The organism is Pseudalkalibacillus hwajinpoensis (genome assembly GCF_015234585.1).
Taxonomy (GTDB): Bacteria; Bacillota; Bacilli; order Bacillales; family Guptibacillaceae; genus Guptibacillus; species Guptibacillus hwajinpoensis_B.
Window position 1 is genome coordinate 957,790 of the sequence record NZ_JADFCM010000008.1, and the last position, 15,577, is coordinate 973,366.

13 protein-coding genes and 1 tRNA gene are annotated in these 15,577 nt (G+C 41.1%); 8 read left to right on the forward strand and 6 right to left on the reverse strand.

The annotated features are described in order from the left end of the window. Nucleotides 1-56: 56 nt before the first annotated feature. From IQ283_RS16665 to IQ283_RS24355, 4 genes are all read left to right on the forward strand, one after another. Nucleotides 57-287 (forward strand): hypothetical protein, encoded by a 231-nt coding sequence (locus IQ283_RS16665; protein WP_242057372.1) that lies wholly within the window; start codon nucleotides 57-59, stop codon nucleotides 285-287. Between the two features lie 67 nt (nucleotides 288-354). Further along, nucleotides 355-3,735 (forward strand): collagen-like triple helix repeat-containing protein, encoded by a 3,381-nt coding sequence (locus tag IQ283_RS24325; RefSeq protein WP_194221234.1) that lies wholly within the window; start codon nucleotides 355-357, stop codon nucleotides 3,733-3,735. A gap of 27 nt (nucleotides 3,736-3,762) precedes the next feature. After that, nucleotides 3,763-4,968 carry a hypothetical protein gene (locus IQ283_RS16675; RefSeq protein WP_194221235.1) on the forward strand — a complete coding sequence of 402 codons (1,206 nt, stop codon included), beginning with the start codon at nucleotides 3,763-3,765 and terminating at the stop codon, nucleotides 4,966-4,968. Nucleotides 4,969-5,168: 200 nt separating this feature from the next. Next, entirely contained in the window at nucleotides 5,169-7,778 is a 2,610-nt protein-coding gene (locus tag IQ283_RS24355) for a glycosyltransferase (protein WP_322098501.1), read from the forward strand. 128 nt (nucleotides 7,779-7,906) lie between these two features. Here the strand turns inward: IQ283_RS24355 and IQ283_RS16685 are convergent, their stop codons facing one another. The 4 genes from IQ283_RS16685 to IQ283_RS16700 form a co-directional block, all read right to left on the reverse strand. Then, complete coding sequence (locus IQ283_RS16685) at nucleotides 7,907-8,590, reverse strand: DUF421 domain-containing protein (protein WP_194221236.1); 684 nt, start codon at nucleotides 8,588-8,590, stop codon at nucleotides 7,907-7,909. 181 nt (nucleotides 8,591-8,771) lie between these two features. Continuing rightward, nucleotides 8,772-9,194 carry a GNAT family N-acetyltransferase gene (locus tag IQ283_RS16690; protein ID WP_194221237.1) on the reverse strand — a complete coding sequence of 141 codons (423 nt, stop codon included), beginning with the start codon at nucleotides 9,192-9,194 and terminating at the stop codon, nucleotides 8,772-8,774. Next, nucleotides 9,194-9,709 (reverse strand): YjcG family protein, encoded by a 516-nt coding sequence (locus tag IQ283_RS16695; protein WP_194221238.1) that lies wholly within the window; start codon nucleotides 9,707-9,709, stop codon nucleotides 9,194-9,196. The genes IQ283_RS16690 and IQ283_RS16695 overlap by 1 nt, the downstream gene beginning before the upstream one ends. A gap of 109 nt (nucleotides 9,710-9,818) precedes the next feature. Next, nucleotides 9,819-10,541 carry an alpha/beta hydrolase gene (locus IQ283_RS16700; RefSeq protein ID WP_194221239.1) on the reverse strand — a complete coding sequence of 241 codons (723 nt, stop codon included), beginning with the start codon at nucleotides 10,539-10,541 and terminating at the stop codon, nucleotides 9,819-9,821. Between the two features lie 117 nt (nucleotides 10,542-10,658). Here IQ283_RS16700 and IQ283_RS16705 point away from each other — a divergent pair, with 117 nt between their 5' ends. Together IQ283_RS16705 and IQ283_RS16710 are read left to right on the forward strand one after the other, a co-directional pair. Beyond that, nucleotides 10,659-11,213 (forward strand): phosphatidylglycerophosphatase A family protein, encoded by a 555-nt coding sequence (locus tag IQ283_RS16705; RefSeq protein ID WP_194221240.1) that lies wholly within the window; start codon nucleotides 10,659-10,661, stop codon nucleotides 11,211-11,213. A gap of 99 nt (nucleotides 11,214-11,312) precedes the next feature. Beyond that, a tRNA-Val gene (locus IQ283_RS16710) sits at nucleotides 11,313-11,388 on the forward strand. A 95-nt stretch (nucleotides 11,389-11,483) separates the two neighbouring features. Here IQ283_RS16710 and IQ283_RS16715 read toward each other — a convergent pair. Continuing rightward, the gene (locus IQ283_RS16715; RefSeq protein ID WP_194221241.1) at nucleotides 11,484-11,777 is read right to left on the reverse strand and encodes a DUF3892 domain-containing protein; all 294 of its coding nucleotides are present in this window, start codon (nucleotides 11,775-11,777) and stop codon (nucleotides 11,484-11,486) included. A gap of 15 nt (nucleotides 11,778-11,792) precedes the next feature. Then, nucleotides 11,793-12,602, reverse strand: a complete 810-nt coding sequence (locus IQ283_RS16720; protein WP_194221242.1) for a hypothetical protein — start codon at nucleotides 12,600-12,602, stop codon at nucleotides 11,793-11,795. A gap of 122 nt (nucleotides 12,603-12,724) precedes the next feature. On the opposite strand from IQ283_RS16720, the gene IQ283_RS16725 reads away from it, so the two are divergent. Next, nucleotides 12,725-13,561, forward strand: coding sequence for a VanW family protein (locus IQ283_RS16725; RefSeq protein ID WP_242057373.1), 837 nt, complete (start codon nucleotides 12,725-12,727; stop codon nucleotides 13,559-13,561). A gap of 134 nt (nucleotides 13,562-13,695) precedes the next feature. After that, complete coding sequence (locus IQ283_RS16730) at nucleotides 13,696-15,576, forward strand: PAS domain-containing sensor histidine kinase (RefSeq protein ID WP_194221244.1); 1,881 nt, start codon at nucleotides 13,696-13,698, stop codon at nucleotides 15,574-15,576. The last annotated feature ends 1 nt before the right edge of the window (nucleotide 15,577 follow it).

The window sequence follows — 15,577 nt, forward strand, 5'->3', positions numbered from 1 at the left end:
AGGTGATAATCAAGATTTCGAACCGTAGTCCTATCAATACCTCTACAGTAGAAATAGTGGGGAAGCAACTAAACGGAACTCAGACTGTGTATGTCTTAGAACTAATGACTATTCCTGTGAATGGTGTCGTTTCAAAGACTTATTTTGCAGATCTTGATGGTTATCAATTTTCGTTTAATATAACTGGCCTTGCAATGGCGCAAACAGGAATATCAGTTTGGGGAAAGTCGAATGGCACATTGCAACCGGCACATAGACTTGTCCTATCTGAATTGAAAGTAGATTAAACAGCGGAATTTTACTTTCCTTAACAAACGGTTGAAGTGAAGCTTTTAATGGGAAAAGGGGGGTAAAATGCCAATATTATACACTGGGCCAATCGAAAACGCTCCAGTAAATGGTGTCAGAGCAACACAACAGTTTTCAGCGAAAATAACAAATCGAAGTTCAACGTTGAACGGAACTGTCTATATCGAAGGATATATATTAAGTAACACCAGAACTTTATATGTTCAAGAATTGTTCAGTATTGCACCGAATCAAGTTATAACTAAGACTTTTGCGGCTAATTTTGATGCATTTGAGTTTAATTTCACTACGGGTGGCGCCGCTGAAAAAAATATTGAAGTATCTGCCTGGGGTAAAAACACTGCAGGCCAATTGGTCACGGCTCATCGTTTGGTTTCTTCTGAATTGATAGGGGCCCAATTGAGTGGAGCGACCGGGGCAACCGGAGCGACCGGGGCAACCGGAGCAACTGGGGTAACGGGATCAACTGGAGAAACGGGAGCGACTGGAGCAACCGGAGAAACGGGAGCAACCGGAGCAACGGGTGCAACCGGTGAAACAGGAGCAACCGGAGCAACAGGTGAAACCGGAGCAACCGGAGAAACGGGTGCAACCGGAGAAACCGGTGAAACTGGGATAACCGGAGTCACGGGAGAAACCGGAGTCACGGGAGAAACCGGAGAAACGGGAGAAACCGGAGCAACCGGAGAAACGGGAGCAACTGGTGAAACAGGAGCCACGGGAGCAACGGGAGAAACAGGAGCCACGGGAGCAACCGGAGCAACCGGTGAAACTGGGATAACCGGAGAAACCGGAGTCACGGGAGAAACCGGAGAAACGGGAGAAACCGGAGCAACCGGAGAAACGGGAGCAACCGGAGCAACGGGTGCAACCGGTGAAACAGGATCCACAGGAGAAATGGGATCAACCGGAACAACCGGAGCAACCGGTGAAACAGGAGCAACCGGAGCAACAGGTGAAACAGGAGCAACCGGAGCAACGGGTGCAACCGGAGAAACCGGTGAAACTGGGATAACCGGAGAAACCGGAGTCACGGGAGAAACCGGAGAAACGGGAGAAACCGGAGCAACCGGAGAAACGGGAGCAACTGGTGAAACAGGAGCCACGGGAGCAACGGGAGAAACAGGAGCCACGGGAGCAACCGGAGCAACCGGTGAAACTGGGATAACCGGAGAAACCGGAGTCACGGGAGAAACGGGAGAAACCGGAGCAACCGGAGAAACGGGAGAAACGGGAGCAACCGGTGAAACAGGAGAAACGGGAGAAACCGGAGAAACGGGAGCAACCGGTGAAACAGGAGCAACGGGAGAAACAGGAGCAACGGGTGCAACCGGAGCAACGGGAGCAACCGGTGAAACAGGAGCAACCGGAGAAACGGGAGAAACGGGAGAAACCGGAGAAACTGGAGCAACAGGAGCAACCGGAGAAACAGGAGTAACTGGTGAAACCGGAGCAACGGGTGCAACAGGAGCAACGGGTGCAACAGGAGAAACCGGACCCACCGGGGCAACAGGGGAAACGGGGGTAACCGGGGCAACGGGTGAAACTGGAGCAACCGGAGAAACCGGAGTCACGGGTGAAACTGGTGCAACCGGAGAAACGGGAGCAACGGGAGCTACCGGAGTCACGGGAGCAACCGGAGAAACCGGAGTAACTGGTGAAACCGGAGCCACGGGAGCAACCGGATCAACTGGAGCCACTGGAGCCACCGGGGCAACGGGAGCAACCGGGGCAACCGGAGTAACCGGGGCAACAGGGGAAACGGGGGTAACCGGAGCAACGGGTGCAACTGGAGAAACAGGAGAAACCGGAGCCACGGGTGAAACCGGAGTAACCGGGGCAAAAGGGGAAACGGGTGCAACCGGAGTCACGGGAGAAACCGGAGCAACGGGAGAAACTGGATCAACTGGGGTAACCGGAGAAACCGGAGCCACGGGTGCAACAGGAGCCACGGGTGAAACCGGAGAAACGGGAGAAACGGGAGAAACTGGAGCAACAGGAGCAACCGGAGAAACAGGAGTAACTGGTGAAACCGGAGCCACGGGTGCAACAGGAGCCACGGGTGCAACAGGAGAAACCGGAGCCACCGGGGCAACAGGGGAAACGGGGGTAACCGGGGCAACGGGTGAAACTGGAGAAACCGGAGAAACCGGAGCCACGGGAGAAACAGGTGCAACCGGAGAAACTGGGGCAACCGGTGCAACGGGTCCTACTGGAACTATAGATCCAGATGTAACAATTGCAAATGTAGGTCCAAATGTCAGTTCACAATTTAGTGAATTAAGAACGGCTGCCAAAACGCCTATTATTGAATTGACTTCCGTCTACGGTCTATCTGATTTACGAGATATTGTTACAACTACTGGTAGTGCAACCGTTTCAAGCAATGATACTGAGTTTGTTTTAACGACTACAGCCAGCGGAGCTGATTCTGCTATATTATCCAGTGCAGAAAAAGGGCGTTATCAATCTGGCTATTCTGGTGAGGCAGGTATTGGTGTCCGTCTTCCTGATCTGCCAACAGGCACTCAAGTTGCAAGGTGGGGATTGTTTGATGATGAAAATGGTGTTTTCTTCGGAGTGGATAATACTTCATCGTTTGTAGGTATTAGGAGAGCCGGTGTAGATACGGTTATTCCGCAAGCTTCTTGGAATGTTGATTCGCTTGACGGAAGTGGTCCAAGTGGAGCTACATTAGATTTATCTAATGGTAATATATTCCAATTAGATTTCACATGGTATGGCTATGGTGTCATTGAGTTTCGAGTTGTCATTCCGAACCCTACTACTCTTGCACAAGAAGTTATAACCGTTAATCGTTATGCTCCAAGTGGAGAAACGAGTCTTGCTGATCCTAACTTACCTTTACGAGCCGAGATTAATAATGATGGAACTGCAAGTGCGCTTCAGGCATTTGTAGGAGGAAGGCAGTATTCAATTATAGGGAACTACAACCCAACATTTAGAATCACATCTGAACGACGTACGATCACAGCAACCACAACATTAACACCCGTTATTTCATTTCAACGTAAGACTGAATTTCCCGCAGGGTCAGGTAGACCTAACTCAGTAAGTGTAACACTAGAGGGGATTGATTTAGTAACTAGTGATGATATTTATTATCAAGTTTTACTCGGTGGAACGCTGAATGGGTCCTTTGTCACCTTTCCAACTGCAACGACGAATATTCCAAACTCTGAAACGGCCTTACTTGTAAATACTACATCCACTACATTAACAGGCGGGCAGGTACTCTTACAGGGACTTGCAGCAGCTTCTGCCCAGGGGAACAATCGAGTTCTGGCATCTGCATCCTTGTTGGATTTCGAACTCCCTGATACCGCATTTGTGACACTGGCCGTTGCAACATTTACAGGAAGTGGTTCCGTAGTTGCCACGTTCAGAGTAACTGAAGAATGGTGAGGACTTGCAGAGAATGGAGGGTTGATTTTGGCGGATATAAACATTACTAACATTGGCCCAAATGTTAGTTCACAATTTGATGAGCTTCGAATTGCAGAAAGGACGCCAATCGTAGAATTGACATCCGTTTATGGTGTTTCTGCTATAAGAGATATTGTGACTACGACTGGCGGGGGAACCGTTACAAATGATGCAACTGAATATAGCGTCAGTACTTCTACTGGCGGCACTGACGCGGCTACACTGGATAGTGCATTAAGAGGAAGGTATGAACCCGGGTATGCTGGTGAGGCGGGGATAGGAATCCGTCTTCCCAGTCTTCCAACAGGTACACAAGTTACAAGGTGGGGGTTGTTTGATGATCAGAACGGGGGTTACTTTGGTCGGAATGCAACAGATACATTTGTAGCTGTTAGAAGAGGTGGAGTCGATACGGTTATTAATCAATCATCCTGGAATGTTGATCCATTAGATGGAAGCGGTCCTAGTGGAGCAACTCTTTCGCTAAGTAAAGGGAACATCTTTCAAATTCTTTTTACATGGTATGGATATGGAGTTATTGAATTTAGAGTCGTATTGCCAGATCCCACTACCCTTGCACAAGAAGTTATTACGGTTCACAGATACTCTCCAACCGGAGAAACAAGTTTTGTTGATCCCAATCTTCCACTAAGAGCGCAGGTCGATAACGATGGTACTTCATCAGCACTTTCCGTTTTTGTAGGTGGGAGACAATACGGGATTGTGGGGAGATATAATCCAATATACAGGGTTACATCTGAGAGAAGGACGGTTAGTGGAATTGGAGCAACGTTAACACCTCTCATTTCATTTAGGAGAAAATCAGTGTTTCCAGCAGGATCAGGAAGAGCTAATTCTGTTCAAATTAGTTTGGAAGGAATTCAGGTTATTTCTTCTTTAGATGTTGCTTATCAGGTCTTAATAGGCGGCACAATTAACGGTTCATTTGGGAATTTCCCTACTGCTAATACGAATATACCAAATACCGAGACGGCTTTAGAGGTGAATAATACGGCGACCACGTACACCGCTGGTGAAGTGGTATTTCAAGGAGCAACATCAGGTGGGTCTGGGGTTAGCAGAGTAGTAGGTATGAATGAATTAATTGATTTCACCCTCCCAACGAATGAAATTGTTACGCTAGCTGCAGTGAATTTGGAGGGAGGTACAGCGACAGTAACGGCTACATTTTTACTCACTGAAAGTTGGTGAAGTAAAAAATAGCAGTTCTCTAATACTTGTATAAACTTTCTAGAACGGAATCTCCCATGGTTGTGTTTAAATCTTTACTGCATACTTTGTTAGCCATGGGAGTCCCGTTATTTTTCCAATGAAAGTGGGTTTATGTAATAAGTTCCCCTTTAACGTAATTGAATTAATTAAATTATACTAATTCTTAGGAGGAATGAGATTTGGTTTCAATCAGTTTATGCTTAATTGTAAAAAATGAAGAAGCTGTATTAGGGACATGCCTTCATTCCATTCATGACATTGTTGATGAGATTAATATTATCGATACAGGATCCGATGACAAGACAAAGGAGATTGCTGAAAGTTATCAAGCAAACATTTATGATTTTAAATGGGTAAATGATTTTGCGAAGGCTCGTAATTTTGCTTTTTCTAAAGCGACAATGGATTATATTCTATGGCTTGATGCGGACGATGTCTTTCTAGAAGAAGACCGTCAAAAGCTGAAGAAGTTGAAGAACGATCTCGATCCCTCTGTCGATTCAGTAAGGATGCACTACAACCTTTCCTTAGATGAATTTGGGAATGTGACTTCGAGTTTGATGCGAAATCGTCTAGTAAGGCGAGAGCGTCATTTCAAGTGGATCGGGGCAGTTCATGAGTATTTAGAAGTTGGTGGTAATATAATCAACAGTGAGATTTCTGTTCTTCATAATCCCATCCATCATGATGCAACTAGAAATATAACGATCTATAAAGAAAGGCTAGAACGTGAAGAACAATTTACTCCTAGAGATATGTATTATTTTGCTAATGAGCTTAAAGACCATAGCGAATTCGAAACGGCAATTGAGTATTATGAGAAATTTTTGGAAGGACAAAAAGGCTGGATCGAAGACAATGTGGCTACGTGTGCAAAGCTTGCTGACTGTTATGCTGCCCTTGGTAAGAAGGCAGACAGTTTGCGCTCTATCCTTCATTCTTTTTCTTATACTACACCAAGACCTGAATTTTGCTGTAAGGTAGCCAATTATTTCTTTGAAAAGAAGGATTATCAACCTGCTATATTTTGGTATAAATTGGCTACGAAAACAACCATTCAAGAAGATAATTTAGGTACCCAAAAGCGTTTCTATTCAAATTGGATTCCGTATATTCAACTTTGTGTTTGCTATGATGTTCTTGGAGATTATGAGACTGCTTATTACTATAATGAAATGGCGGGAGTTACTCGACCAGGTGACTCTAAATATGTGCAGAATAAACAGTATCTTGAAAAAAGGCTTCTTTCAGTTAAAAAGAAGGTTTTAATAGCAAGCCCGATTCGGCAAGATCCTGAGATTCTAAGGTGTTTTCTGAAGTCATTGAAACGGCTTAATGAAGAAGGGTTATCATTTTATTATTATTTTATTAACGACAATCAGGATAAGAAATCAACGTTATTGTTAAAGGATTTTCAAAAGGAAATGCAGGAAGTGACGATTAAGGATATTGATTCTGAAGAAGAATACCGAAAAAATCAGATGACACATTATTGGAATGAGACTCTTGTATGGAAGGTCGCTCAATTTAAGGATGCAATGATTGAACATGCAAAAGAACATAAATTTGATTATATCTTTCTAGTGGATTCAGACCTTGTCTTACAAAAGGAAACGATTCAACATTTAGTTGCACAACAGAAAGATATTATATCCGAGGTATTCTGGACTAGATGGCAGCCTGAAGCGATGGAACAACCTCAAGTATGGCTTACTGACGAGTACACTCAATTTGAAAAAAAACCTGGTGAAGAGCTAAACGATTCAGAAGAAGGACAGCGATATCGTGATTTCATCAATCAATTAAGGCAACCAGGTGTTTATGAAGTAGGCGGGCTTGGTGCATGCACATTGATTTCAAGGAATGCGCTTGAAAAAGGGGTATGCTTCAAAAAGATCCCGAATTTAACATTTTGGGGAGAGGATCGTCATTTTTGTATTCGAGCGGGTGCGCTAGGTCTTTCTTTATGGGCGGACACTCATTATCCTCCTTATCATCTATATCGGCGATCGGACCTTGAAGGTGTAAATGATTACTTGGAAGCTGACGTGATTGAATTGCCTGTAGCGGATAAGAAAGTGAAAACTTCTCAAAAACCACGAATTACGTTGTCTATGGTTATTAAAAATGAAGAGGGAAAATACTTAGAAAAAGTATTAAGAAAGCACCTGGATTATATTGATGAGGCTGTAATCATAGACGATGGAAGCACGGACAATTCAGTTAGAATTTGCAAAAAAATACTAGAGGATATTCCGTTAACCATTATTCATAATAGCGAATCCAAATTTTCAAATGAAATTACTCTCCGTAAACAGCAATGGGAGAAAACAATTGAAACAAATCCTGACTGGATTCTGAACATGGACGCTGATGAGATGTTTGAGGAGGGCGTCGCTCAACAACTTAGAGCGCTAACAAACCAAGAAGAGTTTGATCTGTTTTCTTTCCGGATTTATGATATGTGGGACGGAAAAAACTATCGAGAAGATGAACAATGGAATGCTCACCATCTTTATCGTCCCTTTTTATTAAGATACAAAAACGATTTCACTTATAAATGGAAAGAACAGAAACAGCATTGTGGAAGATATCCTGAGAATATTTTTCAGCTTCCCAATAGCTTATCTTGTTTAAGAATTAAGCATTTAGGATGGTCTACAGCAGAACTGCGAGCAGAGAAATACAACCGGTATCTTAAACTAGATCCGGAAGCTGTATATGGAAAAAGAGGGCAGTATGAAAGTATTCTTGACCCTAATCCAAAATTGATCCAATGGCAAGAATAATAAATATACGGATGAGGTAGATGATTGTGGTTCTTTCCATAAACATCTCATTTACCTATCACAATGATCCATATGATTAAGGATGTACGTTATTTACAATTCGGGTAAGGATTGGGAGAATAGATCACCTAATCCTTATCAATTTTTTGTAGAAATACACCTGTATCCTGTTGCCACTCCAATATTAATAAATCTTCAGCATGATCGATGTTATGCTCCTTAAGAATTTTATTCAACCATTCCTCATTGAAACCAGCATCATGAAGGTTTCCCCAGTCGATTTTCCCATCCGAAATAATATCAACTGATAAATAACCCTGTTTTGGTTTAAGATCAAAGTCTTGTTTTGTCGGCTGCTGATAATCTGATTTCTTTAATACACTAATACTTCCATTCGTTTCAAGAATGGCGAATTCAACTTCTCGAAGTGAGAAAACATCCTTTTGTCGAAGTAAATTTTGTAATTGATTGATATCTAATTTGTTTTTTTGAAGTTGACGCCGATTAATTTTTCCATGACTGATCACAATAGAAGGATTTCCTTCTAGAATGCTTCTCGTAGCTCTGAATTTCTGTGTAATCCATTCCACAATATAAATTAATACACCCCATAGTAAGACTGCATAGATAATCGATAATATATTGACTTCTTTGTCGTAAATCGCATTTCCTACAAGTTCTCCAAGTACGAGTGATGAGATAAAGTCAAAAGGTGTGATTTGAGTAATCTGTGTTTTACCAAGTGCCTTTGTTAGTACGAGTAAAGCTAGAAAGCCAACGAGAAGCTCTAACGTAATTGATCCAATACCCACAGATCACCATCTCCAATTCAATTTGCATCAATTTTAGCATGCACGAAAAAGGATGATTTAATTGGTTTTTTTTAATTTTTTGTTGATACGATTATATTTAAGAAAAACATTCAGGTTGGAGAGAGGGTACATTATTAATTGAAGAAAGTCCAAACAAAAAGACACTGGTTAGAAACCAGTGTCATAGTGCTTTTATCATTGTGACGTGAGGTATCCCAGCGTCCATAAATTCTCCAGAAACCGTTGTGTATCCAAGTTTCTCATAAAACCCTACAGCGGTCATTTGTGCATTGAGTTTCATTTCTTTAAGATCTAATTCTCTCGCATGTTTTTCAATTGAATTCATTAGAATCTGTCCGAGACCTGTTTTACGATAGTCCCTTAGCACACAGATTCGTTCAACTTTAGCTATATGATCTAATACTCTAAAACGACCAGCAGCTGTAGGTTGGTGATCATCGTAAGCTACAAAGTGATAAGCGTGTTTCTCGTGCTCATCAATTTCTAATTCAGCTGGTACTTTTTGCTCTTCAACGAAAACAGTCTGTCTTACTTGAAAAGCATCATCCAACTCTTTCTTCGATTGAACGACTTTCACTTCCATTAGCGAACTTTGCCAAGGTGAAACGTTTCATAAACGGTCCACATACCATTTTCTAATTGATAAAGGAGCTGGAAGCGATCGATTGTTTCTTCGTGATTAACATCTTTCATCTGCAAACTACCATATACATCAGAATGCTCATCATCCGAAAGGTTCTGTGCGATCGTAATGTGAGGAACAAAGTTGTAGTCACGTTCCGAAAGAGCCTCTTCAGGATTTAACTTTCTATGCAAATCATCAAGAACTTCATTGTCTTTCACTTTAAAATAAATCACGTTGTTAACAGGATTAAAAGATCCTACTTTATAAACATGCATTGAAAAAGGTTTAGACTCATCAGAGATTTTGTGTAGCACAGGTGTTAATTTCTGAATCTCTTCTTCCGTTGCATCAAAGCCTTCGCGTAAAGTCAAATGTGGTGGAATGAGCGCATAGTGCGGATCATAACGTTTTCGAAAGGAGTTAGCAACGTCTGCTAGTTTTTTCGATGGGAAAATTGCAATGCCGTATTTCATATTCCATTCCCTCCTGGTTAATATACTCGATTGCCAATGATCGACAAGTCATATAATGTTCCATTTATAATTATACCAAAAATTCAAAAATAAGAAACGATTGACTCACTTAGAGTTTAAACATGTGTAAAAGAGAGCGTTTCATATCCGGTTGCCAGTTCTTCCAAAGGTGCCCGCCTTCGAATTCATCATAGAAATAATCAAAATCTTTTTCCTTTATAATTTTATTTAATTTACGGTTTGGATTAATGAAATTTTTTGTTTTCCCATCTGTTGTAGGTACTTCTGTTTCTTCTGTTCCGATAATATGGTATAGAGATAGCAACTCAGGCTCAGCAAAATCCTCTACCTTATTCATGATCGCCTCATCTACATATGGTGAATGAAGGATAGCCCTACCGAACGTTCTTGGGTAGTCAAGAGAAGCGCGCAAAGCGACTGTAGCTGCTAAAGAGTCACCAATTAATCCTCGACCATACCCAAGATGGTAGGTAGCATACTGTTCATCTAAATAAGGAACAAGTTCATTCGCAAGAAAACGAAGGTAATCATCTGACTGCTCTCCGTCTGGGTGATATTTTCTCCAGCGATCTTCCACACTTTTATAGGGAATCCCTACAATAATGAGCTCTTCAATTTCGTCATTTTCAATTAGTTCATCGGCTGTGCGGCCAAGTCTTCCTAATTTAAAATAATCGCTCCCATCATTAGCGATAAGAAAAGAGTATTTGTATAGTGGTGAATAATTATATGGTAAATAAACTTGGAAAGGAATTTCTTCTTTTAAATAGTGACTGTAGATGCTTTCATCTTTGTATGTACCTCGATTCATTGCAGTGCCTCCCGTAAAATTGTTGAAATAGTTTGATTGTTTGACAATATAAAAAACATTAGTGATATAATGATTCTAACACATAATTATTTATCGTTTACAGAGAGGGGTCTTATTATGAAGAAACGCATCCATAGTAGAGAAACAGAAGCAGCAGCAAAAGCCCTAATAAAAGAACGTGGCGTTACAATTGAGGATATTGCAGAAATTGTTTACGAAATGCAATCCCCTTATGTAGATGACCTTTCCATGGAGGACTGTGTCGAAAGTGTTGAGGCTGTTCTCACAAAGCGAGAAATTCAGCATGCGGTTCTAGTTGGAATTGAACTAGATAAGCTAGCGGAACAAGGGAAGCTTTCTGAACCACTTCAATCCATTGTTGAGACGGATGAAGGGTTATTTGGTGTTGATGAAACAATCGCACTTGGTGCTGTATTCGGCTACGGTAGTATAGCTGTTACGACATTCGGTCACCTTGATAAACAAAAATTTGGTATCATCGAAAAGCTTGATACAAAAGTAGGGGAAAGTGTTCATACCTTCCTTGATGATCTCATCGCAAGCATTGCGGCAAATGCATCTAGTCGCCTAGCGCATCGTCTGCGTGATCGAGAGGAATCCCTTGATAAAGAAGAGCGTGAAAAGCGAGATAAAGAAGAACGAATCGGATAAATGAAAGGGCATCGTTTCGGTGCCCTTTTTTCTAATATTTTCCCATGAAAGGATTGACAGTTCTTTAGATCTTCATGTATATTTATAAATGTCCTAATTGATCCGTTAGCTCAGTTGGGAGAGCGCTACCTTGACAGGGTAGAGGTCGTTGGTTCGAGCCCAATACGGATCACCATACATCAAACATTCCAAGCGACACCTCAACTTCATTGAGGTGTCGCTTTTTTGCATTGGTTCAAGAAGGGAATGGAGGAGTGAGATCGGACATCCTTAAAATTCTGGTAAATGATCGAAATTATTTTCTTTCGTACCATCAGGCTCACTTCGAATAATTTCTCTACCATACTTTTGAAATACATCTACTCCCGAAAGTTGACCATTCTTTGCAGCGTCTAAAGCCTGGACATAATCTAGCTCTTCTCCCGTGTTTGTTTTAAAAGCAATTAAATCTCCACCCTCATTTTTGCGGACGGCCGTAATATGGGTGGAATTTGCCTCTGGTGGAGTATAATATGCCTCACTATTTTTAACATACTCTTCATAAGCTTGTTCAAAACGATCCATTTATGCCACTCCTTGTTAGTCTTTTGAAATTTCGAGTAATTTTGGTATTTCGAGTTGCCATTTGTTTGTGATCGGATCTTGTCGTGCAGTGAAATCAATCGTTGTTGTAATAACACCAGCATCTTTTATATAAATTTCGACTCTGGTTTTGACTTGTTGTTCAGCTTTAATCACTTCCCATTTTGTAAACGACAAGCGAGAGAGGTCGATTAATTCGTTCTCAGATAAAGGTGTAGAAACAATTCTTCTTAATAAAGAAGCATCTGTGTTATTGATCGCTAGCATAAGAACATCAACGAGCTGTTCAGGGGTCCGCTTCATTAAGTAGCGATCTAACTGTCCTCCTGCTTTTAGAATCATTAAGTGATGCGCGGGATCTGGTGTAGGGGTGCGATGAGTCGTGCTATTTAAGAAGTGAAGGCAAAAGTGTCCGTTAAATCCATTATCTAATGCGCCAGCTCCATGAGGCATTCCATTCATGGAAGCCGCAATCATTTTCCCTTCGTATAGCACAATGACAGCCCTTCGCTTCCAACTCCATTCTTCATAAATCGCTTTTAGAACCTTTGTGTCTTCTCGCGTTAACGGTTGTATATCTGCGTGCTTACTACCAGCTCTCCGTTGAACTTGAAACGACTTCCCGCTTTCAATATCAATCATTGTAAAAATCGATTTCCGAGGGAGGAGCTCATCTGCTTTTTCCCATGGCAGAAGTTTGATTTCACTATCGATAGGGAGAAGGTGATCAAAAGGTTCGGCAGCTATAGCGCGTGTAGGAATGACTAGCGTACATAATAAAATGAAACAAGTGAATAAACGCTTCATTAGCTCCCCCCTTGTGTATAGTCATCATAGTTATTTTGCTCAAGCGATTCTGATGTATGCTATTTTATTAATCCCTAAAATGAAGCATACTACGATCGAGTTCAGAAGGGGGAATGGTAAAGGTGCATTTATTTCTAGCTTTGACTATAGCGTTTTCAGCGCTTTCAAACCATCACATAACGATTCACCACAAAGGAGCAGAGACTTATCAGATTAAGAAAGAAGAGTTGTTTTCAAAAGACCTTGGTTATCCTTTTTATGAAGCAGATCGGGTGGAGGAATTAATGGATGAAGTAGATGTAACTATCTCAAAGTCTCCAGTAAATGCCTTCATTGATAACCAAGGAGCTATTGTCGATGGAGTCAATGGATACACGTTACATCGAGACGCTTTTCGAGAGAATTTGCTTCATAGTCTATACCGCAATAGTTCAACTTGGCTTCAACCAGATCTCACCATTCTTTATCCAAAAGTAAACGCAGAGCTTTTATCATTCATTAGAAAAAAACAAGTGGGAGGTTTTGTTACTTATTTTAAGAAAGGAAATCTGGAGCGAACGAAGAACATTATGTTAGCGGCTGAGGCGATTAACAATACTGTAGTATTTCCAGGGGAAACGTTTTCTTTCAACCAGACAGTTGGAAAAAGAACAAAAGAGAAGGGCTATTTGCCAGCTCCAATCATTGTAAGAGGTGAGTTATCTGAAGGAATTGGTGGGGGAATTTGTCAAGTGTCATCTACTCTTTTTAATGCAGTAGACCAGGCGGGCGTCCATATTTTAGAACGCTATTCCCATAGTAGAAGTGTTCCATATGTGAAACCTGGTAGAGATGCCACCGTGAGTTGGTACGGACCAGATTTTTCCTTTCGAAATGAACTTAATCAGCCGATTCTTATAAGGGCGAAAGTGATCGAAGGTTCAGTAGTCATTCATGTCTATTCATCTGAAGATATGTAAATGGCAGAGTTTTACAAGATAAAGGAAAAGGTTATTTAAATTGTCTAGTAAAATGATGAGTCTAGGAGTTAAATACTATGTTCAATGCCCCGAGATGGTATAATGAGACTATTACACATAAAAGGAGACCGCGTATGGAATATAAAAAAACGAATCAGCAAACATTTTCCATGCTTGAAGCCGGCTCTGAAATGGAAAAGAATGATCTTCACCTCGAATTGATTGAAAAAAGTCGAAAGCTTGATCACATTTTTAATCATTCTAGAGACGGCATGACGCTTTCGAATCAAGAGGGAAACTTGATTGAAATCAACCAAGCATGCTGTGATATTTTTGAAATTGATATGGAATCGATTCAATCTATGAAACTTGGACATCATGTTGCACCTCAGGGGCTTGAAACATTGGAAGAAATGAGAAAGAATTTGATTGAAAAGGGGTATGTAGTGGAGAAGCTTCCTGTTCTCCTTATGAATGGCAAACGGAAATCCATTGAATTATCGATAACATATAAAGCTTATCGAGATTACAATTTATCAATTATTCGCGATGTTACCGAAGAGCAGGTATTGTTTGACCAGTTGATGGAGAGCAAAGATAAATTCACGAACATTTTTGAAAATGCGCTAGATGGTATTTTAATTTGGGACAAAGATCGGATGATCGTAGACGCGAATCCTGCTGCTTGTCAGATCTTTAAGGTCAGTTTAAATGAAATGAAAACGTATAATTTGTTTGATTTTCTTGAAGGCGTTGATATTAAGGCGGGAAAATCGTTTCAAAAAACGTTAGAAGAACAAGGTGAGATTAGAGGCGATCTTCAATTCACAATGCTCGGCGGAGAAAAGAAACAGCTTGAGTTTACAACGAAGAAAAGCGGATATGGAGATTTGTATTTAACCATATACCGTGATATTACAGAGAGAAAACAAATGTTCTCAGAACTAAAGCGAAGTGAAGAGCGGTTTCGTCAATTGTTTGAAAGAGCTCTAGATGGTATGGCTATCCTAAATGAAAAAGGAATTATTGTAAAAGTTAATGGTGCATTTTGCGACCTATTTCAATTAAAGGAGAATGAGGTCGTTGATAAGCATTATTCTTCATTAGAAAAAGAATGTGATATTGTGTGGGATCATCCTGCTGAATTAGGTAGAAGCGGTGAAGGAAAAATAATGAACGAGCAAACAGGTGTCGTTCAAACATTTAGTTTTACATTAAGCTACCACATCTATCCTCAGCATCACCTTGTCATTATTCGAGATGTGACTCAGATTAAGGATGCGGAAGAACATCTGCGTAAGACGGAAACAAGCCACGTTCTTGGAGATCTTGCGGCAGGGGTAGCACATGAAATTAGAAACCCGCTATCAACAGTGAAAGGTTTTCTTCAAATGCTTGATGGAAATGAAGCAGTTAATCAAGAACTTCTTAAAGTAGTTGGGGAGGAAATGGAACAGCTAGAGGAGACGATAAATGAATTTCTTCTTCTATCCAAAAGAGAGTTTGTTTCGTACGAAACGGTTCATATGAATCAACTAATGAGAGATTTAATTGAGCGCCTATCTAAAAAGGCTGCTGAGTATAGTATTGATATAATTGAAGTTTATAGTCATACGGATATTCAGTGCGTTTGTATCAGCTCACACATAAAGCAGGTCATTACGAACATTATGAATAATGGCATTGAAGCCATGCCACATGGCGGTCAACTTAGAATCAGTCTTTTAGAAAATAAGGAAAAAGAAGTAATTGTGGAAGTGGAAGATCAAGGCGTGGGAATACCTAAGCATTTGATTAATCGGCTGGGTGAACCTTACTATCAAACTTCAGAAAAAGGAACTGGGCTAGGATTAATGGTAAGCTATAAAGTAATTAAGGAACACGGCGGTCGCATTGAGGTTACTAGCCATGAGGGCGAAGGAACTGTTTTTCGAATTATCTTACCTTCAAGTCAAAAGTTAGGTAGTAATCAAGAGAATCAAGAAGTAAAGAGCGGGAGGAACGAAATTGATTGAA